Raw genomic sequence first — 26,579 nt, forward strand, 5'->3', positions numbered from 1 at the left:
GCCCGGTTCGCATCCCCGGCCGCCCATCATTTTCATGACGGGCGGCCGGGGGGGTCGTCAGACCTTGGATTCGGCGTGCGCCGGGGCGGGAGCGGCGTGCCGTCCCGTGGAGACGGCGCGCCGGACGGGAATGGACAGCGAGATGGCGGCGGCGACGAGGGCGACGGCGCAGCCGATCAGCATGCCGGTACGGAAGCCGTTCTCGGTGGGCACCGTGTAGCCGCCCACCTGCATGCTCATCTGGGCCAGGACGACCCCCACCACGGCGGCGGAGACCGAGGTGCCGACCGAGCGCATCACGGTGTTGAAGCTGTTGGCCGAGGCGGTCTCCGACTGCGGCACGCCCCCCATGATCAGGGCGGGCATCGCCCCGTACGCCATCCCGACACCGCCGCTGGAGATGCAGACCACGATCATCAGGCCCCAGGTCGAGCCCATCAGCGCCATCGAGGAGCCGTAGCCGGCCGCGATCACCAGGCTGCCGACGAACAGCGTGACCTTGGGGCCGCGGGCGGCCGACAGGCGGGCGCCGAGGGCCGACATCAGCATCATCATCACGCCGCCGGGGGCCATCCACAGGCCCATGGCCAGCATCGACTGGCCGAGGCCGTAGCCGGTCTCCGCGGGCAGCTGCAGCAGCTGGGGAATGATCAGCGACTGGGCGTACATCGCGAAACCGATCACGACGGACGCGGCGTTGGTCAGCAGCACCTGCGGCCGCGCGGTCACCCGCAGGTCGAGCAGCGGGTCGCGGGTGCGCAGCTCCCACCAGCCCCAGGCCAGCAGCAGGACGATCGCGGCCGCGAACATGCCGAGCGTGGTCACGCTGGTCCAGCCCCAGTCGCCGCCCTTGGACACGGCCAGCAGCAGGCAGATGAGCGCGGCGCCCAGTCCGAGCCCGCCCAGCAGGTCGAACCGGGACCCGGCGCCGAGCGCGGGGGTGGCGGGCACGACCAGCCAGATCAGCACGGTGATCAGGAGGCTGAGCACGGCGACGCCCCAGAACAGGACCCGCCAGCTGGCGTTCTCGGCGACCACCGCGGCGATCGGCAGCCCGAGGGCTCCGCCGATGCCCATGGAGGCGCTCAGCAGGGCGATGGAGGAGCCCAGCCGCTCGGTCGGCAGCACGTCGCGCAGGGCGCTGATGCCCAGCGCGATGATGCCGGTGCCCATTCCCTGGACGGCCCGGCCGGTGATCATCGGGATCAGCGAGGAGGACAGCGCGCAGATCACCGAGCCCACGATCAGCAGGGAGGCGCAGACCAGCAGCATGCGGCGCTTGCCGTACATGTCGCCGAGCCGCCCGGTGATCGGGGTCGCCACCGCGGCCGCCAGCAGCGTGACGGTGATCACCCACGAGGCGTTCGAGGCGGTGGTGTCCAGCATCCGCGGCAGATCCCCGATGAGAGGCACCACCAGGGTCTGCATGAGTGCGGCGACGATGCCGGCCACGGCCAGCACGCCGACGATGCCGCCCGGACGGACGGCGGGCGCGGGACTGTCCACGCGTTATCTCCCTCTTTTCAGGACCACGAGGTCTCACGACCAGAGAGGTCTCAGGACCAGAATCCTGTGTACCGTACAGCTATTACTATGTATCGTACAGCTAGTATGTGGAGTGCACGATGCATGTAAGCTGCACAATCAGTGTGGTATATCTGCCCTGAGAGCCTCGTCACAGCACGGGTGCCGGATCGCGGGAGAAGGGCCGGGATGAAAGAACCCACGTACATGGTCGAGTTCGAGACCATGCTCCTCGGGCGGCATCTGCATCTGACCAACCCGCGTCCCCGGCGGGACGGCGAGCATCTGGACCGCAGCGCCTACACCCTGCTCAGCCGCATACGGATGGAGGGCCCGATGTCCATCGGGCAGCTCAGCGACGCGTTCGGCCTGGACACCTCGACCCTCAACCGGCAGACGGCCGCGATGCTGCAGGGCGGGCTGGTCGAGCGCATCCCCGACCCCGGCGGCGGCATCGCGCGCAAGTTCCGCATCACCGCCGAGGGCGAGCGCCGCCTCGGCACCGAACGGGAGACGAACGTCCGCGGCCTGGAGCGGGTGCTGGCGGCCTGGGATCCCGACGAGGTCGCCGCCTTCGCCGCCTTCCTCAGGCGCTTCAACACCGACATCGAACGCCTCGACGGGCGTCCCTGGCCCCGCCCGGACTCCCCCGCGGCGAGGGAGCCCGAGCCGGACCCCGCCGGGCACCGGGGCTGATGCCCGGCGGGGTGACCCGCTCTAGCGGGAGGCCAGGAACTCGGTACGGGCGATGATCGCGGTGTCGGGGTTGTCGCTGAACAGGCCGTCGATGCCCGTCCGGTAGAAGATGTCGTACTCCTTCAGGGCCTGGCCGTAGTCACCGGGCGCGGTGCCGTTGCGCAGGTCGGTGGGCAGGAACTGGTTCTCGTTGCGGAACGTGTACGGGCTGACCTTGAGCCCGGCCGCGTGCGCGTCCTTCACCAGCGGGGTCGGCGTACCGAGCGAGCCGTCCGGCTTCAGCGGGATCACCCGGGACTTCTCCGGGCCGATCCAGTCGGCGTAGGTGCTGATCTCCTTGAGCCCGGCCGGGGTGACCATGTCGTTGAACGTGGGTCCCCGGCCGTTCGCGACCGTGTCGTACGGGGCGCCCGAGGTGGAGATCGCCTGCAGGGCCGGGACGCGCAGCGCCTTGTCCAGCATCCGCAGGCTGGTCGGCTCGAAGGACTGCACGATGGCCCGGCCGTCGCGGTGGTCCAGCCCGTTCCGCTTGAGGGTCGCGATGAGGGTGCCCTCCAGCGGGAGCCCGATCGAGCGGAAGTAGGTCGGGTGCTTGGTCTCGGGGAAGATCCCGACCCGGCGGCGCTGCTCGCGGCCGAGCCGCTTCGCCAGATCGATGACCTCCTGCAGCGTCGGGACCTGGTACCGACCGTTGTAGATCGTGTTGTGCTGCCGGATGTCGGGCAGCCGCTCCACCGCCCGCAGCGTCTTGAGTTCGGCCAGGGTGAAGTCCTCGGTGAACCACCCGGTCACGGCGCGCCCGTCGATGCTCTTGGTCGTCTTCCGGTTCGCGAACTCCGGCCGGCTCCCGACATCGGTCGTACCGCCGATCTCGTTCTCGTGCCGCGCGACCAGCTCGCCGTCCTTGGTCGGGACGAGATCGGGCTCGATGTAGTCGGCCCCCATCCGTACCGCCAGCTCGTACGACGCCGTCGTGTGCTCGGGGCGATACCCGGAGGCGCCCCGGTGCCCGAGCACGATCGGCGCCGCCTTCTCCGGCCCCGCCTGCGCGGGCGCGGCGGGCGCGGCCGCCGCGGGGCTCGCGACCGTGAGCAGGGGCAGCAGGACGGCTGCGGCTCCCAGCAGCGCGGTCGTCCGCCTCCTCGTCGTTCCACCGGCGGCCATGTCGGCTCCTCTCCCGCGGCCCCTCCGGAGCGACCATCGCCCCCGGGAGATCACCGCGCCCGGAACGTATCGAGCGATGCCCGTCCCGGCCAGGAGGCAAGCGGTGACGGCCCGGCCAACCCTGGCCGTCGCGGTCATGAACGGCCCCGGCGGCCGGGAACGCCCGCTCGTCCGGGAACGCCTGAACGGGCGAAAGCGTCCAAGCGCCATGAAAGCGCGCCCGGTCCTGATCGTCGCGGCGGTGCTGCTCGTCCTGGCCACGGCCTGCACCGAGCACGACCCCAGGGGCGGGAACGTCAGGCTTCGCCAGGTCTTCGCCCTGGCCATCGGGGACACGGCCCGGCTCCAGGGAACCGGCCTGACCGTCACGTTGCGGGGCGTCCGCGACGACAGCCGGTGCCCCGAAGACGTCGATTGCGGCTGGGCGGGTGACGCGACCGTCATCGTCGCCGTCACCGACGGGCGGTCGGCACCGGCGGAGCACGAGTTCCACACGTACCGCCACATGTACCGGAAGCCGCAGCCGTCCGGTGATCCGACCCGGCGGCCCGATCCGGACGGGCGGAGCGACCTCGCCCGGATCGACGGGTACGATCTCCACTTCGCCGGCCTCGGCCCGCCGCGCAAGTCCGATGACGACATCGAGCCCGGCGACTACCGGGCGCGCTTCGCCATGGCCCCGGCCGCCCGCCCCTGATTCCATCGCGGGCCGGCCCCACTCCCCCGGCGTGCTCGGAAGAGTGCCGGCCGGGCAGGCCGCGGCCGGTCAGGGGCCCACCCTGCGGGCGGCCTTCACCGCGGCCGCGTAGGCGCGGTCGAGCGCCTCCACGGCGGAACCCTCGTACGCCTCGCACTCGATCCGGACCAGTGTGTTCCGTACTCGGAAGAGCACCTCGGCTTGGCCGCGGGCCTCGTCCCCCACCCCGTCGCGGCCGAAGACGATGAACGCCTCGTCGCCGATCCCGGCCAGCGGATGGAAGTCGACGTCGTGCGGGCGGTTGACCGGGCCACTGGCCCGGGACCGGTGGTATTCGCGCAGGTACGCCCGCGATGCCGCCTCGGTCCCGCCGGCGGCCTCGGTATCGGCGATCGACGCGATCTCCGCGTTGAGCGACAGGTCCCAGGAGCACCGGTCCAGATCGGCGCCGGGGAAGTCCTTGTCGAGCAGCAGCGCGTACTTCTGCCGGTACGGCGCTCCTGGAGCGTCCAGGTCCTCGGTCTCACGGCCGGACAGCAGGCCGCACGCCGGGGGGACACGCCGAAGCGGCGGCGGCCGGTGCCGTTCGCCCGCGACGGCGGGCCGTGCGTCCAGAGCGAGCCTCATGTTCTCCGCGATGTCCGCGGCCGCCATGAAGGCGCCGTCCAGAGCGGCCTTCGCGTCGAGCGCCTTCACCTTGTCGGGCCGGGCGCGAGCACCGTCACCGGCGTAGTCGGCACCGCCGTACTCGACCTGGACGACGATGTTGCCGCCCCGGAAGACGACGGCGACCGTCCGCGTCTCGTTGCCGGGCGTGTCCCTCCCCGTCTTCTCCAGGGTGACGGCCTCGTCCCCCAGGCCCGTGACCTTGCGGACGGCTCCCCGCGCGGTGGACGAGCCGCTGTCCGGCCTCGCGTCCAGCGCGCGGGCGAAGTCGTCCATCGCGACGCTGACGGGGGACGGCACCCCTGCGTTCCCCTTGTCGATCCGCACCGCCAGCGTGCGGTTGCCACCGCCGAGGCTCCAGGCGATCGCACCCGTCTCCCACGTGCACGATTCGGAGTCGGCGTCGAAGATGAGCCCCGTCGGCTCCCCGCGCGGTGCCAGCCGGTCCCGTACCTTTTCGGAGAGGCCGCACCCCTGCGGGATCTCCGCCACCACCGGGCCGGCCGGAACGCGGTCGGGGGCCCTCAGCGCGGCCTTGAGCGGCGCGCCCGCCCCTTCGATGCCGTCCGCCCGCGAGTTCAGCGCGGGCGTGATGGCGAGGAGCAGCAGCACCATCGCCCCCGCACCGATGCCGATCAGCACCCTCCCGCCCGGCCGCCGCGCACGCGGAGTCCCGGGTTCGGGAGCGGGCACGGCGTCGTCCGGTGCCGGTTCGTCGAAGGGGTCCGGCTTCTCGAAGGCGGGACGCCCGGACTCGTCCGGGGTACCGGGCGGGGGATCGGCCATGGCGTCCTTCCTCAAGGTCGGCTCTGCGCGTTCAGCACGGCCTCGGCAACGGCGGCGACCTCGTCGTCCATGGTCTTCTTCGATGGACGGTGCCACCTGCCGTGATCGACGTAGACCAGAAGGTTGCCGCGCCGCAGGAGGATCCTGCTGCTCCGCGAGCGGCCCTTCTCGAAGGAGTAGTGGTCCAGTTTCGCCTTGTCACCGGGCTTCGGCGCCGAGGTCGCCTCGCCGCGCGCAGCGTCGAAGATCGCCGTCGCGACGGCGGTCCCGGTCTCGCCGGTGGCCGCGCTCGGGGCGACCGCTTCGGCGTACACCCTCAGATCGGGCGTGTAGGCGCCGTCCGTGTCCCAGACGCAGCCGCCGTTCATCCTGGTGCCCGCCGGAGTGAGGTCGCGTCCGTCGCTTCCCGGAACGAGCCGCCCGCCCGCCGCCGCGGCCGATGCGCAGACCCCGCCGACCTTCCGGACCTCCCCCGTCCCGTAGGCAGGGGCGGCGGCAGGCTTCGGCCGCGCGCCGAAGAGGGCCAGGATGTCGCCGGCCGCGCCGGCGACACCGGCCTCGATCTCGCCGGCGGGCGGCACCGCGCTGCCGTGCTCGTCATCGAGCGACGCCTCCTGCTCGGCGGTGACCTGGACGATGAGGTTACGTATCCGTACGGCCAGGACGATCTTGCGCTGCTCGCCGAGCGGCCGGTCCACCCGCACGATCTTCGCCTCCTCGCCGAGGCCCCGTACCGGCGTCCCCGCGCCCAGCGCCTCCCAGCCGGGCGGGCGCCTGAACGTATACCGCGCCTCGTCGGCGGCGCCGTACGACAGCCGGGTCCTGGGGGGCTGGTGAACCTGGAGCGTCACGGTCAGCGAGCCGCGCACCTTGGCACGCTCATCCGCGGAGTGCCCCCAGTAGCAGTAGGACCCGCTGGACGAGGAGTGCAGGGGCGCCACCCGGAGCGCTCGCAGAGTCCCCGCCGCCACTCCTCGGCAGGGATCGGGAGGGATCCGCCGGATCTCCGCCGGCCGCCATGAGGCCGTGGGCGCCGCGCTCGCCGAAGCGGACTCCCGCGGCTCGCCACCGCCCGTGCAGCCGCTCATGAGGAGCGCCACCGCCACGGTCGCCGTGGTCGCCACGGACCAGCGAGTCGTTCCCACGCGTCTCCATCCCGCCGTACATGCCGTACATGTCGTATGGCGTTGGATGCGCGAGATCAGCGGATCGTTCGGATCAGCTGAACGTGGCGGGGTCCGGGCCGAGGCGGGTGCCGCTGTCCATCGCCGCGATCGCGGCGATCTCCGGTTCCGTCAGCTCGAATCCGAACACGTCGAAGTTCTCCGCGATCCGCGACGGCGTCACCGACTTGGGGATGACGACGTTGCCGAGCTGCAGATGCCAGCGCAGCACCACCTGCGCCGGGGTCCGCCCGTGCGCCTCGGCGATCGGCGCCAGCGCGGGGTCGCTCAGCAGCCCCTGGCCCTGGCCGAGCGGGCTCCACGCCTCGGTGTGAACGCCGTACCTGGCGTCCAGTGCCCGCAGTTCCTCCTGCTGGAGGTACGGGTGCAGCTCGATCTGGTTGACCGCCGGGACGACCTCGCCCTCGTCGACGACCTTCGTCAAGGCCTCGACGGTGAAGTTGGAGACCCCGATGGCCTTGGCGCGCCCGTCGGCGTACAGCTTCTCGAAGGCCCGCCAGGTGTCCAGGTAGAGGTTCCGCGCGGCCGCCGGCCAGTGGATGAGGTAGAGGTCCACGTAGTCGAGGCCGAGCCGTTCCAGACTCGCGTCGAACGCGCGCAGCGCCGAGTCGTACCCCTGGTCGTCGTTCCAGAGCTTGGTGGTGACGAACAGGTCCTCGCGCGCGATCCCGGATCCGCGCAGCGCGCGGCCGGTGCCGCGCTCGTTCTGGTAGATCCGGGCGGTGTCGATGCTGCGGTAGCCCGTCTCCAGGGCGGCGGTCACCGCGCGCTCGGCCTCGTCGTCGGCCACCTGGAACACCCCGAACCCGAGCTGCGGCATGGTGGCACCGTTGTTGAGCGTGACGTCAGGAACGGCCACGATTTCCCCCCGTGGAAGTCGTCTCATTGATCATCTCCCAGAATAGGCGCCTGGTCCGGCGGCCCGTGGAGGGCGTCCAGGTGCCGGTGGAGGACGGCGCGCGGAACGCCGGTCCGCTTTCGCCGGTCATGATCGACCCTTGGCGGGGCGGGCGGCTCAGCTGATCCGGAAGATCGGGACGCTGGGGGCGACCCCGGCGAGCTGGTCGTCGGTCGGCTTCTTGGGCAGGTCCTCGAAGAAGCGGCCGACCTCCCAGCCCCACCGCTTGAAGTAGGCGCTCAGCATCGGCAGCTTGTCCTCGTCGGTCAGCTCGGTGGCGGTGAACGGCTCGATCCTGCGGCCCAGCCGCAGCTCGCCGCCGTTCGCGACGCGGATGTTGCGGACCCAGTGGGTGTGGCCGCGCGCCGCGACCAGGTAGCGCTCGCCCTCGTAGGTCAGCAGGTTGACCGGATTGGTGCGCCACTCGCCGCTGGTACGGCCCCGGACCGCCAGCACGCGGGTGCCGAACACGCTGATCCCGTGCTTGGTGAGGAAGCCGACGAACCGGTTGAAGTAGACATCGAACCCGTTGCTCTCGACATGGCGTTCGCCGGCGGGACGTTCGTTGGCGTTCATCTGGCGTCTCCTTAGTGAGCAGTGCTCTTGCTTGAGATCAGTGTGCACGATGGACGGCCGTCACGCAAGAGCGGCGCTCTCGTATTTGTTCGGTGATCTGCCATCTGGCACACTGGCGGCCATGAACGCCAGCCGTACCGCGCGCGAACGCGCCAGGGCCGAACTGACGCGAGAGATCAAGGAGGAGGCCCGCCGGCAGTTGCGCGCCTCGGGCGCCCAGGGGCTGTCGCTGCGCGCGGTGGCCCGCGAGCTGGGCATGGTCTCCTCGGCCCTCTACCGCTACTTCCCGAGCCGCGACGACCTGCTCACCGCACTGATCATCGACGCGTACGACACGCTCGGCGAGCGGATCGAGGCCGCGGCGGGCGACGGCTTCCGGGCCCGCTGGCGCGCCTGCTGCACCGCCGTTCGGGACTGGGCGATCGAGAACCCGCACGAGTACGCGCTGGTCTACGGCTCGCCGGTGCCCGGCTACCGGGCCCCGGCGACGACCGTCGCGCCCGCCTCCCGCGTCCCTGTCGTACTCCTGTCGCTGGTACGGGACGCCTGGCAGGCGGGCGCCCTCACCGAACCGGCCGACGAGCTGTCACCGGAGCTGGCCGAGCAGGCGGCCAGGACGTCCCGGCAGCTCCCGCCGGAGATGCCGGGGGCGATCCTGGTCCGCGCCGCGATCGCCTGGACCCAGCTCTTCGGCATGGTCGGCTTCGAGTTGTTCGGCCATCTGGACAACACCATGGACCCGGCCGGCCCGTTCTTCGCCCACAGCGTCGAGCGGATGGCCGACTTCCTGGGCCTGCCCGCCTGACCCGCGCCGCCGGTCAGAGGTTGGCGCGCAGGAACTCCAGCGTGCGGTCCCAGGCGATGGCGGCCGACTCGGGGTGGTGGGACCGGCCCTTGTCGTTGAAGAACGCGTGCCCGGCCGGGTAGACGTGGAAGGTCGGGGTGATGTCGGAGTCGCGCTCGATGGCGGCCTTCAGGTCCGCGAGCGAGGCCAGCGGAACGGATCCGTCGTCCTCGCCGTAGTGACCCATGATCTGGGCCTTGAGGTCGCCGAAGCCGGGCATCTCGCCGGGGATGACGCCGTAGAACGGGACGGCGGCGCCGATCTTCTCGCCCGCCCTGGCCGCGAGCAGCAGCACGAACCCCCCGCCCATGCAGAAGCCGACCGCACCGACCTTCTCGCCGGTGACGTCGTCCCGGGACAGCAGGTGGTCGACCGCGCCCGACAGGAGGTCCACCCCCTGCTCGGGAGGCAGCTCGGACATGATCCGGTTGGCCTCCGTGGAGTCGTGCGCGACCTGTCCCCCGTACAGGTCGGGGGCCAGGGCGACGAACCCGGCCTGCGCGAAGCGGTCGGTGACGTCGGCGATGTGGTCGGTCAGACCCCACCACTCCTGGATCACGATGAGGCCGGGGCCGCTGCCGCCGGGCGGGGTGGCCAGATATCCGTGTCCACCGGGAAAGGTCATGTTCTGACGGGAAGCCATGGGAGCGATCTTGGCGAACCCGGGTGGAACGTTCAAGAACGTCCCACCCGGGCGCGCCGGATCCGTCAGGAGGTGAAGGTCCAGGTGCCGGAGCCGACGGTACGGGCCGTACCGCCGGGGACGTGGACCTCGGCGGTGCTGCCCGGGGGCACGGTCACGGTCAGCTCGACCTTGCCGTCCTTCTTCGTCCAGGACGTGCGGACCTCGCCGTACGGGGTCTTCCGGGTACCGGAGGCGGAGGTGAGGTCGCCCACGACCACGGGCTTGATCAGCAGCTTGCGGAACCCGGTCGAGTCCGGCGCCTGGTCGATGCCGGCGAGCCGGGAGGTGAACCAGGAGTCGATCGAGCCGAGCATGAAGTGGTTTTGCGACTGGCCGCTGGTGCCGTCCCACATCTCGCCGAGCGCGGTGTTGCCCTGCAGGACCTGGTAGCCGTAGCTGGGGCTGTCGGTCTGCGTGGCGATCTTGTAGACGACGTCGTCGCGGCCGTTGCCCGACAGCACCCGGAACGCCGAGGGCAGCGAGATCTCACCGAGCAGCAGGTGCCAGCCGGCCTTCTCGATGCTCGACACCAGGTGGTCGAGGAGCCGCTGCTTCTGGTCGGCCGGGACCGCGCCCATGTCGAGCGCGATGGCCTCGGCCCCCTGTCCGCCGCCGCCGAACGTGCCGGACTCGCGGTCGTAGTACTTGTCCGACAGGGCCTTGGCGCTGAGGTCGGCCTTGGCCCTGAACGCGGCCGCCCCATCGGTGTCGCCGAGCGTGGTGGCGATCTTGGCGAGGGTCTCGTTGACCCGCCACCAGCCGTAGGTGGCCGAGACCGTCTTGGGGAACGTCTTGTCCGGGGTGATCCAGTCCCCGAGGCTGTAGTCGGTCAGGCCGCCGGTGACGCGGCCCTCCAGGTGCGCGGCGTACTTCTTCATGGCCGGGTAGTGCGCGCGCATGGTCTCGGTGTCGCCGTACGCGCGGTAGAGCTGCCACGGTACGACGACGAACGCGCCGCCCCAGTTGGAGTCGTCCCGGTAGGAGCCGGACAACACCGTGTAGTCGGGGATCGTGGACGGGACGAGCCCGGTCCCGGTCTGCGCGTCGGCCATGTCCTGGACGACCTTGCGCAGCTGGGCGTGCACGTCGTAGTTGGCGGCGAGGGTGTCGCCCACCAGGTGCGTCTGCTCCAGCCAGCCGAGCTTCTCGCGGCTGGGGCAGTCGGTGAAGACGCTCATCATGTTGCCCTCGATCGAGCGGCGGATGAGCCCGTGGATGCCGTTGACCAGGGAGTTGGACGAGGTGAACGACCCGGCGGAATCGTTGTCGGCGTGCATGACCTGGCCGCGCACCTGGATGGAGGCGCCCTCGGGCAGTCCGCGTACCTCCAGGTAGCGGAAGCCGTGGTACGCGAAGCGCGGATGCCAGGTCTCGGCGCCGGTGCTCCGCGTCGTGTACTCGTCCCAGAGCGGCGCGCCGACGTTGCTCATCGACTGGTACGGACGGCCGTCCCTGAGGGCCTCGGCCGGGACGACCCGTACGGTGCTGCCCGCCGGGGCGTCGATCGTGATCTCGGGACGGCCGGCGATGTTGCGGCCGATGTCGAAGACCTGGTAGCCGTCGCCGGAGCCGATCTTCTTGCCGGGCAGGTTCTCGATCACCCGGACCGGCTCGGCCGTCCGGCCGCTGAGCGCGGTGTCCGGGCCGGGGCCGGCGAGCGGGACGGCACTGTCCCAGCCGGTACGCGACGCGCCGGGACGGTCCCAGCCGGGCCGCTCGCGGCGGGCGTCATGGTCCTCGCCGCCGTACCAGTTGGAGAACGTGACCGGCCCGAGCGCCGTCCGCCAGCTCGGATCGGTGGCGACCCGCCGCGTCCTGCCGTCGGCGAGCGTGACCTCCAGCTGCGCGATGAGCTTGGGATCGCTGATGGTGCCGGCGAACTTGCGGTAGCGGTCCGGGGTCGACATCACGTTGGACATGCCGTTGCCCAGCTCCACCCCGATGGTGTTGCCGCCCGGCTTCAGCATGCGGGTGACGTCGTACGTGGCGTACGTGACGCGCTTGGCGTACCCGGTGTTGGCCGGCTCCAGCTCGGCGTCCCCGATCCGCTCGCCGTTCAGGCGCGCCTCGTACACGCCGAGCCCGCTGACGTAGAGGCGGGCCGAGCGCACGCCGCGCGGCAGCGCGAAGTCCTTGGCGAAGATCGGCAGCGCCTCGGGGACGGGCGACTCGGGCGGCGCCTGGCCGGCGACCTCGGTCCGCTCCGTGTACGGTCCGTCCACGGCGTCGGCCGTGCTCACGGTGAAGTCGACCGGCGCGTACGGCACCTTGCCGTCCTCGACCGGCTCGTCCGTGCGCGGGTACAGGAGCACCTGGTCGAAGCCCTTGGCCTCCTTCAGGTCGATCGTGAGCACGATCGGCTCGCCGGAGACGTCCGCCTTCTCGTACGCGGAGCTGGACCATCCGGCGAAGCTCTGGTTGGTGGTCTGGGTGCCGTCGGTCAGGTAGCGCGGCGCCCAGACGCGGTTGACGTTGCCGCCGTTGTCGGACGAGGTGACCGTCCGGCCCGAGGCCAGGTTGGTACCGGGCTCGGCGGAGTCGCGGACCTCCAGCTCCGCGAGCTGGAGCCGCCAGGTCCGGTCGGGCAGGTTCTCGACCTTGGGCAGCCCCAGTTCGGACACGTCGATCCGGACGTACCGGGCCGTGGTCCTGGGCAGCTTGACGACGATCGGTGCGGGCTTCTTGTCCTTGACCTGCCAGTCCTGGTGCCCGATCCAGCCGCCCGACCAGTCGGTCTTCGAGGTCAGGCCGGTCTCGAACCAGGCGGGCTTCGACCAGCCGGAGGCCTTGCCGCCGGTCCAGGTCCGGACGCGCCAGTGGACACGGGTGCGGCTGCCGAGCTTCTTGCCCGCGTAGTCGACGCGCTGGTAGGCGGACGCGACCCGTCCGGTGTCCCACAGGTCGGCGCGGCCGCCGCGCACCCCGCTCTCGCTGGTGGCCGCCTGCACCTGGTACGCCGCCTGCGTGACGTTCCGGGCGGACGTGCCGAGCCGCCAGGTCAGGGCGGGGGTGGTGTCCTCGATGCCGAGGGCCTCGGTGAGGTCGGCGGCACGCAGACCGGTGGCTCCTCCCCCGCGTCCGGGATCGGCATGGGCGGAGGGGACGGCGAGCACCGTCAGCGGCAGGGCCGCGGTGAGTGCGACGGCGGTGAGGCCGCGCAAAGGCATGCGCAAGAGAGATCCTCGGTGGGATTCGGCGCGGCGGACGGCTCCGGGGGTCACGCGTGGCCCGCCCGTTCGCTGGTGATGGAGTGGCTGCCGCGCAGCCCGCGCAGGTAGACGTACTCGCCGTCGGTCGAGGCCCGGTAGCCGCGGGCCTTGGACCCGTCCCAGACCATCCGGCCGTCGACGTACACCTTGATCCGCGAGCCGAAGGTCGGCACGCCGGCGCGGCCCTCGCTTCCGCGCGGGGCGGTCAGCCGGGCGCTGAACCCACCATGCTTGGTGACCTTCCAGGACGCGTCCACCGGTCCCTTGGTGGTGGTGATGCGGCCCTGGGCGAAGGTCAGGTCGGCGGTGTGCGGGACGAAGTCGAACGTCCGTCCCCCGGCTCCGGTCGGGTTGAGCCCGAGCACGTAGAAGGTCAGGGCCGGGGTGGGCCCGGTCGCCCAGGCGTGCGCGAGGCTGACGTACGAGCTGCAGAAGACGCAGCCGTCGTCGGGGTTGCGGAACGACTCCCAGAACGTGCTCTTGGTGCCCTGGGGGTGGTTGAGCATTTGACGCCCTCCCCTCCTCGAAAGACGGGGATTTTCCCCTGCTACACCCGTGTGGGTATGAGCTTGGAGTGGGTTCCTGCTTCGCAGCGAGGTGACGGAACATGTTCCGTCAACAACGCTCCACAGGCGTTTAGCCTGTCGGCCCGTCCGGCCGCCAGAATATTGCGTGCCGCGTTCACGTCCCGATCGTGAGTTATACCGCATCTGGGACATGTCCACGACCGGACTTTTAAAGGTTTGGGACCGTCCTTGATCCCGCACTCCGAGCATGTCTGCGAGGTAGGCTCGAACCGGCCGATTTTCACCAGCGTGCGGCCATATCGCTCGGCTTTGTACTCCAGCATCGCGATGAACTGGGACCAGCCAGCGTCGTATACGGATTTGGCCAACTTCGTGCGCGCAAGACCCGCAATGCACAGATTTTCCACGTAGACCGCTTGGTTGTCGCGGAGCAACGCGGTGGACAACTGGTGTGCAAAATCGCGGCGCGCGTCGGCTACCTTGACGTGCGCTCGTGCGACGCGCATTTTCGCCTTGGCTCGGTTCTTGCTGCCCTTCTGTTTGCGTGACAGGTCCTGCTGGGCCTTGCGAAGTTTCCTGGCCGCACGACGCAGGAACCGAGGATTGGTGACTTTGCGTCCATCCGACAGAACCGCGAAGTGGGTGAGCCCCAAGTCTATTCCGATATCGCAATCGATGACCGGGAGTGGCTCTGCCGAAGACAGAACCACGAAGGAAGCGAAGTAACGGCCCGCCGCGTCGCGGATCACCGTCACTGATGACGCCTCTGACGGCAGCCGCCGCGACCAGCGCACCGCAACATCCCCAATTTTCGGCAGCCGCAGTCTTCCACCATCCGTGACCCTGAACTTTGAGTTGCGGCTGAATCGAATAGCCTGTCGAGAATCTTTGCGCGACCGGAAACGGGGCGCGGCAACTCTGGGCCCTTTCCGCTGACCGGCCAGCGAGGCAAAGAAATTGCGGAATGCCAGGTTCAAATCCGCAAGCGCCTGCTGAAGCATCGCTGCCGAGACTTCCCCGAGCCACGCCCGGTCTGCCTTCTTCTTCGCCAGTGTGATCACCAGCTTCGACAGTTCCCCATCTGATAAATAGGGCAGCCCCGCCGCGCACGCATTCTGTCGGAGCCGCAGCCCATCGTTGAACACCACCCTTGCGCATCCGAACGCTCGAGCCAACGCCCGCTGTTGGCCTAGCGTCGGATAGAGACGGAAGTTGTACCTGAGCTGCACACCCCGACTCTACCCCGACCAGGTAACTCAATGGAGCGGAACAGGCACAGAGAGAGATGTTCGCTACCCATTGGCTCTGTCTGATTGCGAAGACCAGATCTTGAACGGTGGGAGAGCCGCGCACCAGCAGGTCAAGCCCCTCGTTTGAGATCGTTGTTTCCCGAGGAGAGGTTGTGGGCGTCTCAGACCCGACATGGCCGCTCACCCCGCTGCGGGCTTGCATATGGCGCTCAGCCTGCACCGTGATCGCCGCCAGGCTCAGTGCCAGAGCGGCCCTACCACGGAGCCGCCTGGCTACGCCGTTGTGCATGGGTTCCTCACATGCGGGATTCGCGTGTGGGAGGGCGGTGAAACGCCCTCCCACACGCTCTTCTTCGGGGCTTTCCGTTCCGGGCCTCAGTGGCTCTTGATCACTGCCTCGCCGTACGGGACCAGGCGGACCGGGCCGATGAGGCCGTAGTTCTGCCGGGAGGCGTTGCCGTAGACGCCCGGGTCGGCCACCCGCAGCCGGTTGTTGAGGGTGGTGGCCACCTCGACCTCGATCGTGTTGGTACCGCGCCGCAGGTACGGGCCCGCGTCCACGACCGGGTTGATCACGTCGACCGGCGGCAGCCGGCGGCCGTTGATCGTGACCCGGCAGGTGTCGAAGACCTCGCCCAGTTCCAGGTAGGCGCCCGGCCACTCCTTGCCCAGCTCGACCGTGGCCGTGTAGCGGCCGATGCCGGAGGCGTCGGCCAGTTCGGCGATCTGCGGCCAGGGCTTGAGCTCGTCCAGGGTCAGGTCGTGGCGGGTGGTCGTCGTCTCGGCCGGGGTCTTGCCGGGGCCGAAGTCCTCGGCCTGGAGGCGCCATTCGGTGAGGGTCAGGGCGGCGGGCAGCTCCCCGATCGTGGCCTGGGCGGTGCGGCCCCCGGGCAGCGTGGTGGTGTACGTGCCCGGCCGGGTGTCGCGGATCGTCAGGCGGTTGCCGTTGGCGGGACGGACCTCGGCGGCCTCGCTCTTGGTGGCGTACGGGGCGCGCCCCGAGGCCAGGGCGATGACGGCCGACTCGCTCGGCTGCAGGGCCACCCGTACCGTGACCTGGTCACCGTCCGCCGTGTAGAGGGCGATCGGCTCGACCTCGCCCGTCCAGGGGTCGAGGCGGTAGGGGATCGACTTCCCGCCGGTACGGGTCAGCGTGATCTCGTGGTCGATGGCCGCGACCGGAGGCTTGACCCTGTCGGCGTGCTGGCCGTTGCAGAGGTAGTAGTAGTCCACCCCGTCGTCGATGCGGCGGGCGTTGAGCAGGGTCGAGCCGGTCCCGTACCGGACGTCGGGCCGTACGCCCAGGGCCTCGAGCGCCCCTGGCACCTCGTCCTCGGTCGCGACGGCGCGCACCTTGGGCTGCGCGAAGACCTGGGTCAGGATCGAACGGAGCTTCTCGTTCTCCCCGTCCTTGGCGACGCCCGGAACGGTCGCCACCGACCAGTCACCGAGGAAGACCAGCGGCAGGCCCTTCTTCGTGAAGGCCAGGAGCCGTTCCGCCGTTGCGAGCGGCAGCGTGCATTCCTTGCCGGAGAAGCGGTCACCCTCGACGAACAGCACCTTGTACGCGGGACCGCCCGCATTGAGGCGCCCCCCGGAAACGGTGGCGCTGCGCAGTTCCAGGATGGGAGCGCTGACGAACTGGTGCGTCCAGCCGAGCGGCACGCCCTTCGCGGTGAACCAGCCCGCGCCCGACCCCGTCTTGGTGTAGCCCTTCTGGCGGAAGACGGCGACGTCGATGCGGTTGGTGCCCGCCTGCATGACCTGGTGGACGCGCGCCAGGTACGTGGAGACGTCCGCGACGTGCCGCCACGTGGGGTGGCGCGGTCCCCACGACTCGGAGAAGCCGATGCCGCCGTTGTACGGGGTGAAGCCCGCGAAGCCGGGCCATACGACGCCCGGTGCGGTGGCGTAGGAGAAGCCGTGCAGGACGGTCATGTTGAGACCCGCCGCATAGGCCCCGCCCATGGTGCGCAGGAACTTGTCCCAAGTGGTGTTGTACGCGCCGCCCTGGTAGGCGCCCGCCTCGGACGACAGCACCTTGCGGCCGCCCATGTCACGGCCGCCCGCCAGTGCCCGGTAGTCGTCCAGGTTCTTGAACCCGAGCGACTCCCCCTCCGGGATGTCGATGATGGCGGCGGTCTGGATGGCGTCGGTCTCCAGGCCGTACGGCTGCGCCCGGTACTCCAGCCCCAGCGAGTGCGCCCACTTGGCGAGCGCCGCGAAATGGTGCTCGTTGAACAGGTCGGACACCGTGAGCCAGAAGTCGTGCCGCACGTGGCTCGTCACGGACGCCTCGTACGCGTACACGGGGTTCTCGTCGTTGCGGACGATCACCGGCAGGTACGGCCACAGCGGGTAGCCGCGGCGCTTCTCGAACTCGGCGGGCAGGTCCGGGGTCCAGTTGAGGGACTGGGTCTCCAGCTCGATCGAGTCCTCGAACAGCGCCCCGCCCGCCTGCCGGATCAGCCGCCGGATCTTCGGGGTGAGCAGCCGCTCCTCCCAGAAGTCGGTGACCGCCTTCGTACCGGCGCGGCTGAAGTGGTCGACGACCACCGACTCCGGGGCGCTGTGCGGCCCGGACTCGGGGAGCTGGCCGCTGCCGCGCCGCCAGTACGACAGCAGCACCCATTCGCCGCCCTCGGGCGCGGTCCACTGGACCCGCTCGTCCTTCACCTTGGCGGTGAGGTCCTGGAACGAGTCGCGCGCGAGCCCGATCTCCTTGCGGGTGGTGTTGGCGGCGTCGAGCCGTACGGCGTGCACCGCGACCAGGTGCCGGGCCTCGACGCCCTCCTCCGGCTCGACGGCCGGCTCCGGGACGGGCCCGTCGTGCGCCGCGCCGCCCGCGATGGTGACGGTGCCGTACGCGAGTTCCTGAACGGCGGCGGCGCTGTCCTGGGTGATGCTGGGCACGGCGGCCGGCCAGGCCGGGCCGATGGTGAGGTCGACCGTGATGCCGCGCTTGCGGGCCTGGTCGAGCGCGGCCTCGACGCCCGCGTTCCAGGCCGGGGTGCCCCAGCCGTGGTTCGCGGGGTCCAGGACCGACTTGTCGCGGATGCTGTGGTGCACCGCGACGATCTCCGCGCCGCCGAAGCCGGCGTCGGCGATCTGGTCGATCTCCCGCCGGATCTCGGCCGGCGTCACATGCCCGTCCGGCCACCACCACCGGAAGCGGGGCCGTACCGAGGCCTCCGGACGGGCGAACCCGCCCGCCTTGAAGGACCCCGGCCCGGCGGCATGGGCGACCGCCGCGCCCCCCGACGGCAGGGCGGAGGCCAGCACGGCCCCGGCTCCGGCGGCGGTGCCGATCTGCAGCGCGCGCCGGCGCGAGACCCCGTCCTGCTCGTTGCGGTCGTCGTTCATCGTGTGGTTCTCCTGAATCGTGCGGATTGCTAGTGGGCGGAGTGTGCTCGTGGAAGGTCGCGCGGCCGGAGCCGGTCGTCAGCCGGGGCCGCGCCGAGGCGGTGGGAGGGCGGGCGGGGACGCCCTCCCACCGCGTCAGGGAGTGTCAGCCAGTGGTGAAGCGGTACGACCCGGAGCCGACGCTGAAGACGGCGGCACCGTCGTCCATGCGCAGGAACCTGGCGCCGTTCTGCGACACCTCGGAGGCGGAACCGGCCGGGACCCAGACCTCGGCGGTGGTGTTCACCGGGACGGACACGGACAGGTCGAACCGGTCGCCCTTGACCGACCACTTCGTCGTGATCGGGCCGTAGACGGAGTCGTACTCGCCGCCGGCGCGGTCGACGTCGCCGCCGGGACGCGGGCGGATGGTGATCTTCTTGTAGCCGGGCTCACCGGCGGCGATGCCGGTGATGTTCTCGTACATCCACTCCCCCACGGCGCCGTAGGCGTAGTGGTTGAACGAGTTCATGCCCTCGTCCTGGTAGGTGCCGTCGGGCTTGATGGAGTCCCAGCGCTCCCACATCGTGGTCGCGCCCTTGTCGATCTGGTAGCCCCACGACGGGAACGTCCGCTGGTTGACCAGCCGGTACGCGACGTCGTTGTGACCGGTCTGGGTGAGAACGGGCAGCAGCTCGGGCGTGCCCAGGAAGCCGGTGGACAGGTGCCAGTCGCGGGCCTTGAGGAGTTCGACCAGGCGGTCGGCGGCCGGCTTGCGGGCGGGCTCGGGCAGCAGGCCGAACGACAGGGCCAGGACGTAGGCGGTCTGGGTGTCGCCCTTGACGCGCGCGCCGTCCTGGGTGACGTAGGCCTTGGTGAACGCGGCGGAGACGCGTGCGGCGAGGTCGTCGTAGCGCTTGGCGTCGTCCTCCTTGCCCAGGGTGCGGGCGACCTTGGCGACCGTGGTGCTCGCGTAGGCGAAGTAGGCGGTGCCGATGACGTCCTTGGGCGTCTCGTCGTTGACGTTGAGCCAGTCGCCGTACCCGGAGTCGGGGCGCAGCAGCCCGTTGCTGTTGTTCTCCAGGTAGGTGATCCACTTCTGCATGCCGGCGTAGTTCTGCTCCAGTACCTGCCGGTCGCCGTACGCCTGGTAGAGGTTCCACGGGACGGTCACGCCCGCGTCGCCCCAGCCGGCGGCGCCGCCGCCGATGAAGCCGACCTTCGGCGCGACGTCCGGGAACGCCCCGTCGCTGGACTGCCCGTCCCGCATGTCCTGCATCCACTTGCTCAGGAAGCGGCCCGACTCCATGTTGTAGGTGGCCGTACGGGAGAAGACGTTGATGTCACCGGACCAGCCCATCCGCTCGTCGCGGGCCGGGGTGTCGGTGGGGATGGTCAGGAAGTTGCCGCGCTGGCCCCAGGTGATGTTGCTGTGCAGCTGGTTGAGCATCGGCGAGTCGGTCTTGAACGCCATCGTCATCGGCTCGGCGGTGTGCATGACCCGCCCGGTGATCGCGTCCAGGCTCGGCGTCCCGGTGAGTCCGGTGACCTCCACGTACCGGAAGCCGTGGAAGGTGTAGCGGGGCTCGTACGTCTCGGTGCCGTCGCCCTTGAGCGTGTAGGTGTCGGTGGCCTTGGCGGTACGGAGGTTGCCGGTGTAGAGGGTGCCGTCCTGCTTGAGCTCCTCGCCGTGCCGGAGCGTGATCTTCTGGCCGGCCTCGCCGGAGACGCGCAGCCGTACGGCGCCGACCATGTTCTGGCCGAGGTCGTAGATGTGCACGCCCTTCTCCGGGCTGGTGATCTTGACGGCCCTGAGCTCCTGCTCGACCTTCGTCGGCGCGTCGGGCTGGGCGACCGGGAGCGGGTCGGCCTTGTCGTTGACGATGACCTGCTTCCAGGCCGCGGCGTCGAAGCCGGCGCGGCTCCAGCCCGGGGTCTGCTTGCGGGCGTCGTACGCCTCGCCCATCAGCAGGTCGGCGGACTGGACCGGCCCGGTGGCACTGCGCCAGCTCGGGTCGGTGACGATCTTCTCGGACGTGCCGTCGGTGTAGTCGATCTGGAGCTGGGCGCGCAGCCAGGGGCGCTCGCCGTACTGGGCGGGGCCGAAGATGGCGATGTGCCCGGCGTACCAGCCCGACGAGAGGGTGGCGCCGATGGCGTTGCCGCCCTTGCGCAGCATCTTGGTGACGTCGTACGTCTGGTACTGCACGCGCTTGTTGTAGTCGGTCCAGCCGGGGGCCAGCTCGTGGTCGCCGACCTTACGGCCGTTGATCTCGGGGGTGTAGACGCCGAGCGCGGTGGAGTACAGCCGCGCCTTGGCGATCTTCTTGCCGACCCGGAAGTCCTTGCGGAGCTGCGAGGTCAGCCCGTCGGGTCCGGAGGTGGCGGTCGTGAACGAGAACCGCCGGTCCCCGTTCACCGGCTTGCCGTCCTTGTAGGCCTGGCCGTGGTCGTACCCGCCGCCCGTGTGGCCCCACCAGCCGATCTGGCCGGACGGCTCGGACTGCTCGACGTAGTACGTCCCGGCCGGCGCGGGCTCTTCCAGGGTGAGCGCGGCCTCGGCGTTGTCGGGGTGGTTCTCCACGCGGCGCTTCACCAGCAGCTCGCCGCCGGGGCCTCCCTTGTAGAGGGCGACGGTCACGTCCGCGTCGGAGGTGTTCCAGGTCGGCATCGCGATCGACACCGCGGTGACCGGGCTGTCGGCGGTGAACGTCTGCCCCTGGGTGGTGCCCTCCTGGAGCTGGGACGGGTCGTTCTGGCCGGTGAAGGAGGTCGGCTTGGGCAGCGGGGAGTCGTGCCCGATCCACTGGCCGCCCAGCGTCCTGCCGTCGAGCAGGCCGGTCTCCCACCAGGTCGGCTTGCTCCACTTCGAGGCGCGGCCCGAGGCGTCCCAGACGCGGACCGTCCAGTGGTAGCGGGTACGGGCCTGGAGTGCGGGCCCGGCGTACGGGACGAGCACCGACTGGGCGGAGGCGACCTTCCCGCTGTTCCAGACGTCGCCGGTGGCGAGCTTGGACGGGCTGGACGCCACCCGCAGCTCGTACGCCGACTGGGACTGCTCGCGGCCGGATGCCGCGAGCTGCCAGCTGAGCCGTGGACGCGGATCGTCGACACCGAGCGGGTGCTCGCCGTACTCGGGAGTGGTGGTACCGACGCGCATGCCCCCGCCCGGCGCCGCCACTGCCGGGGCGACGCCGCCGGCGGTGACGGCCAGGACAAGGGCTGCTGGGAGGACGAGGAAGGCAGAGCGTCTGGACGGTGTTAGCCGCATGGGCTACCTCCGGTTTCAGGCACGGCGAACCGAGCCCGCGGCCACGCGCGCGGCACGCGCGTGGCCGGGGCCCTGCTACCGGCACCTCAGGTGGGATCCCCCGATCACACTTTTCCGGTCGTGCGGTTAGGGACGGACCTCCACCAGTTCGAGGTCCATCAGGTCGGCCAGAGATCTCAGGTCGGCGATCCGGTGACCGGTGCCGAGGGCCCAGTGGTGGGAGATTCCGGTGGCGCTCCAGGCGTCGACCCATTCACCCGGGTCGCAGCCGAAGTCCACACGCGAGGTGGTGTTGCCGATCCGCAGCAGCGGGCCCTCGACGGTCTCGCCCTCGGACGCCACGAACGCGAAGCGCCCGTCGCGCCGCTGGATGAGCCCGAACGCGGTGACCGGCCCGTGCTTGACGTCGAACTCGACCGACACGCCGTACCCGCGCTTGCCGTGGTAGACGCCGAGCCCGCGCAGCAGCGGCTTGCGGGCGCTGATGGCCAGGTGGGCGGGGCCGTCGTGCCCCATCTCCACATGGCCGCGGCGAAAGTCCAGTGCCTGCAGCTCGGTGAACGAGCCGCCCGCGCCGAGCCGGTCGGCGATCAGCATGGCGAGGGAGGTGCGCAGCTCGTACTCGCCCGCCGCGGGGATGCCGCGGGCCGTCAGCAGCGAGGCGCCGAGGATCATCCCGGCGCCCAGCCGCTCGTGGATCTCGCCGTCCAGTCCGCGGTGGTAGTACGCCAGGCTGTCGAGCCCGAAGTCGTCCACCAGCCGGTCCAGGCCGACGGCGACGCGTGCCGCCCAGGCCAGGTCGTCCTGGTTCACCGAGTCGGCCAGCTCGAACGTGTCCGTGGCCTCGTCCACCTTGGCCTTGGCCTCGGCGTCGGTGACCTTCTCCACCCGGACCCGCAGGTCGTCGAACTCCAGGACCTCGACATGGCCGCCGAAGTTGGCGCTGACCAGTGTCAGGTCGGTGGCGACGTCCATCATGCCGGGGTACAGGTGCCCCATCAGGCCGTGCCGGCCGGTGCGCAGCGCGGCCCGTACACCGGCGGCCCGTACCCAGCGGCCGATCCGGGTCCAGGCGCGCTCGTCCTCCAGGTAGCCCGACACCGAGCGGAACGGGATCCCGCAGCGCTGGAACGCGTTGGCCATCTCCGGCAGCGGGCACGCGCCGCAGTAGGCCAGCCACTGGCCGGTGTCGAAGCTCTCGTGGTCCATCGACTCGGTCGGCTGGAGGTTGATCAGCAGCACCGGCGCGCCGGACCGCTGCGCGATCGGCACGAGCATGGTCGCGGTCATGTAGGTGGTGAGGAAGCCGACGATGATGTCGCAGCCGGCGACGCGCAGCTTCTCGGCCGCGGCCGCCCCCTCCTCGGCGTCGGAGATGAACCCGACGTCGACCACCTCGGCGCCGAGCCCGCGCATCCGTTCCGACACGCGCTCGGCCGAGCGCCGCAACTGCGGCAGGAGGTCGGGGAACTGCGGCCAGTAGGCGCCCAGCCCACCGGCCACCAGCCCGACCCGCACACGCGGTTGGTTCATGACTCTCCTCTCACCGACGGCCGTCGGGGATCAGCGCAGGAACGCGGCGGCCACGCCCGCGTCCACCGGGATGTGCAGCCCGGTCGTGTGGGTCAGGTCCCCGCCGGCGAGGGCGAAGACGGCGGCGGCGACGTTCTCGGGCAGCACCTCGCGCTTGAGCAGCGTCCGCTGGGCGTAGAACTCGCCGAGCTTCTCCTCCTCCACGCCGTACACGGCGGCGCGCTTGGCGCCCCAGCCGCCGGCGAAGATGCCCGAGCCGCGGACGACGCCGTCGGGGTTGATGCCGTTGACCTTGATGCCGTGCCCGCCCAGCTCGGCGGCCAGCAGCCGCACCTGGTGCGCCTGGTCGGCCTTGGTCGCCCCGTACGCGACGTTGTTGGGCCCGGCGAACACGGCGTTCTTGGAGGAGATGTAGACGATGTCGCCGCCCATCGCCTGGTCGATCATGACGCGGGCGGTCTCCCGGGAGACCAGGAACGAGCCGCGCGCCATCACGTCGTGCTGCAGGTCCCAGTCGGCGGCGGTGGTGTCCAGCAGCGGCTTGGAGATCGACAGGCCTGCGTTGTTGACGACCAGGTCGACCCCGCCGAAGGCCAGCACCCCGGCCCGTACGGCGGCGGCGATCTGCTCCTCGTCGGTCACGTCCACCGCGACCGCCACGGCGATGTCGGACTCGCGCAGCGCGGCCGCGCCCAGTTCGGCGGCGACCTTCTCGGCGGCCGCCACGTCGCGGTCGGCCACGACCACGCAGGCGCCCTCGGCGGCCAGCCGGCGGGCGGTGGCGGCGCCGATGCCCGAGCCGCCGCCGGTGACCAGCGCGACGCGGGTGGCCAGCGGCTTCGGCTTGGGCATCCGGCGGAGCTTGGCCTCCTCCAGGTCCCAGTACTCGATCCGGAACTTCTCCGACTCGTCGATGGGGGCGTAGGTGGACAGCGCCTCGGCCCCGCGCATCACGTTGATGGCGTTGACGTAGAACTCGCCCGCGACCCGCGCGGTCTGCTTGTTGGCGCCGAAGCTGAACATGCCGACGCCCGGGACGAGCACGATCGCCGGGTCGGCGCCGCGCATCGCCGGGGAGTTCTCGTCGGCGTTGCGCTCGTAGTAGGCCGCGTACTCCTCGCGGTACGCGGCGTGCAGCTCGCGCAGCCGGGCCGCCACGTCCTCCAGTGGCGCGTCCGGTGCCAGGTCGAGCACCAGCGGCGCGACCTTCGTCCGCAGGAAGTGGTCCGGGCAGGAGGTGCCCAGCGCCGCCAGCCGGGGGTGCTCGGCGCGGGACAGGAAGTCGAGCACCTCGGGGCTGTCGGTGTAGTGGCCGACCTGCGGGCGGTCGGTCGAGGCCAGGCCCCGTACCAGCGGGAACAGCGCGGCGGCGCGGGCGTGCCGCTCCACCTCGGGCAGCGCCGCGTGCACGACCCCGCCGAACGGGTCGGGCCTGCCGTGCTCGGCGATGTAGGCCTCGGCGGTACGGATGATGTCCAGCGCGTTGGCCTGGCACTCCGCGGAGGTGTCCCCCCAGGCGGTGATGCCGTGGCCACCGAGGATCACGCCGATCGCCTGCGGGTTGTCCTTCTTGATCGCCGCGATGTCCAGACCGAGCTGGAACCCGGGCCGCCGCCACGCCACCCACGCCACCCGGTCGCCGAAGATCCGGCGGGTCAGCTCCTCCCCGTCGGCGGCGGTCGCGATCGCGATGCCGGAGTCGGGGTGCAGGTGGTCGACGTGCGGTGCGTCCACCAAGCCGTGCATGGCGGTGTCAATGGACGGAGCACTGCCGGTGCGTCCGAAGAGGCAGTAGTCGAACGCGGCGACCATCTCGTCCTCGCGCTCGACGCCCGGGTAGACGTCCACGAGCGCGCGCATCCGGTCCAGCCGCAGCACGGCCAGCCCGGCCTCGGTGAGCGTTCCGAGGTCGCCGCCCGAGCCCTTGACCCACATCAGTTCGATGTCCTGGGCGGTCACGGGATCGGTGACGTTGCCCTTGGCCGAGGCGTTGCCGCCCGCGTAGTTGGTGTTGCGCGGGTCCGAGCCCAGGGTGTGGGCCCGCTCCAGCAGCTGCTCCACCTCGGGCGGAGTGGCGGTCATCAGATATCTCCTTGCGTGCGTACTCTCTGCGGGCGAGCGGGCGGGCCCAGCGGGGCGGGGTACGTTCAGGCGCCCCAGCCGGCGGCCTGGCCCCCCGTGCGCTCCTCGGCGATTTTCTCGAAGTAGCCGGAGGCGACGTAGGCGGCGATCGGGTCCTTGTGCAGGCCCATCTCCTCGCGCAGTTCGGCCAGCAGCGGCCTGACGTCGGTGTTGTAGGCGTCCATGTACACCGCGTTGGCGCCGAGAACGTCACCGGAGGCCTGCGCGGCGCGCAGGGCCTCGACGTCCATCAGCAGCGCCTTGGCGGTGGCCTCCTGGACGTTCATCACCGAGCGGATCTGGCCCTGGATCTTGGGCTCGATGTTGTGGCACTGGTCGAGCATGAAGGCCACGCCCGTTTCCGGGGCGTAGCCGCCGCCCTGGACGACCTCGTGCATGATCCGGAACAGCTGGAACGGGTCGGCCGCGCCCACCATCAGGTCGTCGTCGGCGTAGAAGCGGGAGTTGAAGTCGAAGCCGCCGAGCTTCCCCTCGCGCAGCAGGAACGCCACGATGAACTCGATGTTGGTGCCCGGGGCGTGGTGCCCGGTGTCCACGACCACCTGCGCCTTGGGGCCCAGCTTCAGGCAGTGCGCGTACGAGGTGCCCCAGTCCGGCAGGTCGGTGGCGTAGAACGCCGGCTCGAACAGCTTGTACTCCAGCAGGAACCGCTGGTCGTCGCCGAGCCGCTCGTACACCGCCGACAGGGCCTCCTCCATCCGGCCCTGGCGGGCCCTGATGTCGTCCTGGCCGGGGTAGTTGGTGCCGTCGGAGAACCACAGCTTCAGGTCGCGCGAGCCGGTGGCGTCCATGATGTCGACGCATTCCAGCAGGTGGCCCAGCGCCTTGCGGCGGATCGCCGGGTCGGGGTTGGTGACGCTGCCGAGCATGTAGTCGTCGTCCTGGAACACGTTGGTGTTGATGGCGCCGACCTGGACGCCGCGCTCCTTGGCGTACGCGGCCAGCGCCGTGTAGTCGTCCACGGTGTCCCACGGAATGTGCAGCGCGACGGTGGGGGCGACCCCGGTGTAGCGGTGCACCTGGGCGGCGTCGTCGATCTTCTCCTGCGGGGTACGCGGCACGCCGCGCTGCGCGAACACCTTGAACCGGGTGCCGGAGTTGCCGTACGCCCACGACGGGGTCTCGATGTGCTGGCGCCGCAGGGCGTCCTTCGCGGTGGTGGAAGGCGCCGTGCTGATGTCGGTCACGGTGTGTCTCTCCGATCCTCTAGTCCAGGTGGAAGACCTCGGTCAGCGGCCACATCCCCTCGTCGGGGCGGCCGTCGAGGTCCTCGAAGAAGGGCGCCATCTCGGCCTGCCAGCGCGCGTTGACCTCGGTCCTCGCCATCGCGGCCTGCGCGGCCTCGAAGTCGCGGGTCTCCAGGTAGCCGACCAGCAGCCCGTCGTCGCGCAGGAAGAGCGAGTAGTTGTGCCATCCGCTGTCGCGGAGGGCGGACAGCATGTCCGGCCAGACCTCCGCGTGCCGTTCGCGGTACTCCGCCAGACGCTCCGGGCGCACCTTGAGCAGGAAGCAGACGCGCTTCACGAGGATCTCCCTCTGGTGTGGCCCGCCTGCCCCGGCCGTGACCGGGAGCTCCGGAAGGACT

General features: G+C 70.7%; 19 protein-coding genes. 3 read left to right on the top strand and 16 right to left on the bottom strand.

Annotated elements, in window-relative coordinates; all coding sequences use genetic code 11:
• Window positions 1–57: 57 nt before the first annotated feature.
• The gene (locus ACH34Q_RS20115; RefSeq protein WP_395984509.1) at window positions 58–1,506 is read right to left on the bottom strand and encodes an MFS transporter; all 1,449 of its coding nucleotides are present in this window, start codon (window positions 1,504–1,506) and stop codon (window positions 58–60) included.
• A 207-nt stretch (window positions 1,507–1,713) separates the two neighbouring features.
• Here ACH34Q_RS20115 and ACH34Q_RS20120 point away from each other — a divergent pair, with 207 nt between their 5' ends.
• Window positions 1,714–2,220 carry a MarR family winged helix-turn-helix transcriptional regulator gene (locus tag ACH34Q_RS20120; protein ID WP_395984510.1) on the top strand — a complete coding sequence of 169 codons (507 nt, stop codon included), beginning with the start codon at window positions 1,714–1,716 and terminating at the stop codon, window positions 2,218–2,220.
• A 21-nt stretch (window positions 2,221–2,241) separates the two neighbouring features.
• On the opposite strand, the gene ACH34Q_RS20125 is transcribed toward ACH34Q_RS20120, so the two are convergent.
• Window positions 2,242–3,384 (bottom strand): glycerophosphodiester phosphodiesterase, encoded by a 1,143-nt coding sequence (locus tag ACH34Q_RS20125; RefSeq protein ID WP_395984511.1) that lies wholly within the window; start codon window positions 3,382–3,384, stop codon window positions 2,242–2,244.
• Window positions 3,385–3,487: 103 nt separating this feature from the next.
• Here ACH34Q_RS20125 and ACH34Q_RS20130 point away from each other — a divergent pair, with 103 nt between their 5' ends.
• Window positions 3,488–4,081, top strand: coding sequence for a hypothetical protein (locus tag ACH34Q_RS20130; RefSeq protein ID WP_395984512.1), 594 nt, complete (start codon window positions 3,488–3,490; stop codon window positions 4,079–4,081).
• 69 nt (window positions 4,082–4,150) lie between these two features.
• Here the strand turns inward: ACH34Q_RS20130 and ACH34Q_RS20135 are convergent, their stop codons facing one another.
• The 4 genes from ACH34Q_RS20135 to ACH34Q_RS20150 form a co-directional block, all read right to left on the bottom strand.
• The gene (locus tag ACH34Q_RS20135; RefSeq protein WP_395984513.1) at window positions 4,151–5,533 is read right to left on the bottom strand and encodes a hypothetical protein; all 1,383 of its coding nucleotides are present in this window, start codon (window positions 5,531–5,533) and stop codon (window positions 4,151–4,153) included.
• Between the two features lie 11 nt (window positions 5,534–5,544).
• Entirely contained in the window at window positions 5,545–6,678 is a 1,134-nt protein-coding gene (locus tag ACH34Q_RS20140) for a hypothetical protein (protein WP_395984514.1), read from the bottom strand.
• A 73-nt stretch (window positions 6,679–6,751) separates the two neighbouring features.
• Complete coding sequence (locus tag ACH34Q_RS20145; RefSeq protein WP_395984515.1) at window positions 6,752–7,603, bottom strand: aldo/keto reductase; 852 nt, start codon at window positions 7,601–7,603, stop codon at window positions 6,752–6,754.
• 129 nt (window positions 7,604–7,732) lie between these two features.
• Complete coding sequence (locus tag ACH34Q_RS20150; RefSeq protein ID WP_395984516.1) at window positions 7,733–8,191, bottom strand: nitroreductase/quinone reductase family protein; 459 nt, start codon at window positions 8,189–8,191, stop codon at window positions 7,733–7,735.
• 121 nt (window positions 8,192–8,312) lie between these two features.
• Here ACH34Q_RS20150 and ACH34Q_RS20155 point away from each other — a divergent pair, with 121 nt between their 5' ends.
• Window positions 8,313–8,996, top strand: coding sequence for a TetR/AcrR family transcriptional regulator (locus ACH34Q_RS20155; protein WP_395984517.1), 684 nt, complete (start codon window positions 8,313–8,315; stop codon window positions 8,994–8,996).
• A gap of 13 nt (window positions 8,997–9,009) precedes the next feature.
• On the opposite strand, the gene ACH34Q_RS20160 is transcribed toward ACH34Q_RS20155, so the two are convergent.
• The 10 genes from ACH34Q_RS20160 to ACH34Q_RS20205 all read right to left on the bottom strand — a co-directional run bounded on the left by ACH34Q_RS20160 (window position 9,010) and on the right by ACH34Q_RS20205 (window position 26,518).
• The gene (locus tag ACH34Q_RS20160) at window positions 9,010–9,678 is read right to left on the bottom strand and encodes a dienelactone hydrolase family protein (RefSeq protein WP_395984518.1); all 669 of its coding nucleotides are present in this window, start codon (window positions 9,676–9,678) and stop codon (window positions 9,010–9,012) included.
• A 65-nt stretch (window positions 9,679–9,743) separates the two neighbouring features.
• Window positions 9,744–12,887, bottom strand: a complete 3,144-nt coding sequence (locus ACH34Q_RS20165) for a family 78 glycoside hydrolase catalytic domain (RefSeq protein WP_395984519.1) — start codon at window positions 12,885–12,887, stop codon at window positions 9,744–9,746.
• Window positions 12,888–12,937: 50 nt separating this feature from the next.
• On the bottom strand, window positions 12,938–13,435 hold the full coding sequence (locus tag ACH34Q_RS20170; RefSeq protein ID WP_395984520.1) for an alpha-L-rhamnosidase C-terminal domain-containing protein: 498 nt from the start codon (window positions 13,433–13,435) through the stop codon (window positions 12,938–12,940).
• A gap of 41 nt (window positions 13,436–13,476) precedes the next feature.
• Window positions 13,477–14,685, bottom strand: coding sequence for an RNA-guided endonuclease InsQ/TnpB family protein (locus ACH34Q_RS20175; protein ID WP_395984521.1), 1,209 nt, complete (start codon window positions 14,683–14,685; stop codon window positions 13,477–13,479).
• Window positions 14,686–15,081: 396 nt separating this feature from the next.
• Window positions 15,082–18,069: a glycosyl hydrolase gene (locus ACH34Q_RS20180; protein ID WP_395984522.1), complete on the bottom strand. Its 2,988-nt coding sequence runs from the start codon at window positions 18,067–18,069 to the stop codon at window positions 15,082–15,084.
• Between the two features lie 145 nt (window positions 18,070–18,214).
• Window positions 18,215–21,208, bottom strand: coding sequence for a family 78 glycoside hydrolase catalytic domain (locus ACH34Q_RS20185; protein WP_395984523.1), 2,994 nt, complete (start codon window positions 21,206–21,208; stop codon window positions 18,215–18,217).
• Between the two features lie 237 nt (window positions 21,209–21,445).
• Window positions 21,446–22,852 (bottom strand): arabinose isomerase, encoded by a 1,407-nt coding sequence (locus ACH34Q_RS20190; protein ID WP_395984524.1) that lies wholly within the window; start codon window positions 22,850–22,852, stop codon window positions 21,446–21,448.
• A 30-nt stretch (window positions 22,853–22,882) separates the two neighbouring features.
• Window positions 22,883–24,934, bottom strand: a complete 2,052-nt coding sequence (locus ACH34Q_RS20195; RefSeq protein WP_395984525.1) for a bifunctional aldolase/short-chain dehydrogenase — start codon at window positions 24,932–24,934, stop codon at window positions 22,883–22,885.
• A 65-nt stretch (window positions 24,935–24,999) separates the two neighbouring features.
• A complete protein-coding gene (gene rhaI, locus ACH34Q_RS20200; RefSeq protein WP_395984526.1) occupies window positions 25,000–26,181 on the bottom strand; it encodes an L-rhamnose isomerase in 1,182 nt (393 codons plus the stop codon).
• 19 nt (window positions 26,182–26,200) lie between these two features.
• Window positions 26,201–26,518 carry an L-rhamnose mutarotase gene (locus tag ACH34Q_RS20205; RefSeq protein ID WP_395984532.1) on the bottom strand — a complete coding sequence of 106 codons (318 nt, stop codon included), beginning with the start codon at window positions 26,516–26,518 and terminating at the stop codon, window positions 26,201–26,203.
• Window positions 26,519–26,579 lie beyond the last annotated feature (61 nt).

The organism is Actinomadura sp. 9N407, assembly GCF_044326315.1.
Lineage (GTDB): Bacteria > Actinomycetota > Actinomycetes > Streptosporangiales > Streptosporangiaceae > Spirillospora.

What these genes read in the sequence shown, in the direction of transcription:
- ACH34Q_RS20170 (WP_395984520.1), bottom strand. Translation starts at nt 13,435, where the DNA reads ATGCTCAACCACCCCCAGGGCACCAAGAGCACGTTCTGGGAGTCGTTC.
- ACH34Q_RS20165 (WP_395984519.1), bottom strand. Translation starts at nt 12,887, where the DNA reads ATGCCTTTGCGCGGCCTCACCGCCGTCGCACTCACCGCGGCCCTGCCG.
- ACH34Q_RS20155 (WP_395984517.1), top strand. Translation starts at nt 8,313, where the DNA reads ATGAACGCCAGCCGTACCGCGCGCGAACGCGCCAGGGCCGAACTGACG.
- ACH34Q_RS20125 (WP_395984511.1), bottom strand. Translation starts at nt 3,384, where the DNA reads ATGGCCGCCGGTGGAACGACGAGGAGGCGGACGACCGCGCTGCTGGGA.
- ACH34Q_RS20150 (WP_395984516.1), bottom strand. Translation starts at nt 8,191, where the DNA reads ATGAACGCCAACGAACGTCCCGCCGGCGAACGCCATGTCGAGAGCAAC.
- ACH34Q_RS20190 (WP_395984524.1), bottom strand. Translation starts at nt 22,852, where the DNA reads ATGAACCAACCGCGTGTGCGGGTCGGGCTGGTGGCCGGTGGGCTGGGC.
- ACH34Q_RS20185 (WP_395984523.1), bottom strand. Translation starts at nt 21,208, where the DNA reads ATGCGCGTCGGTACCACCACTCCCGAGTACGGCGAGCACCCGCTCGGT.
- ACH34Q_RS20160 (WP_395984518.1), bottom strand. Translation starts at nt 9,678, where the DNA reads ATGGCTTCCCGTCAGAACATGACCTTTCCCGGTGGACACGGATATCTG.
- ACH34Q_RS20120 (WP_395984510.1), top strand. Translation starts at nt 1,714, where the DNA reads ATGAAAGAACCCACGTACATGGTCGAGTTCGAGACCATGCTCCTCGGG.
- ACH34Q_RS20135 (WP_395984513.1), bottom strand. Translation starts at nt 5,533, where the DNA reads ATGGCCGATCCCCCGCCCGGTACCCCGGACGAGTCCGGGCGTCCCGCC.
- ACH34Q_RS20180 (WP_395984522.1), bottom strand. Translation starts at nt 18,069, where the DNA reads ATGAACGACGACCGCAACGAGCAGGACGGGGTCTCGCGCCGGCGCGCG.
- ACH34Q_RS20145 (WP_395984515.1), bottom strand. Translation starts at nt 7,603, where the DNA reads ATGAGACGACTTCCACGGGGGGAAATCGTGGCCGTTCCTGACGTCACG.
- ACH34Q_RS20195 (WP_395984525.1), bottom strand. Translation starts at nt 24,934, where the DNA reads ATGACCGCCACTCCGCCCGAGGTGGAGCAGCTGCTGGAGCGGGCCCAC.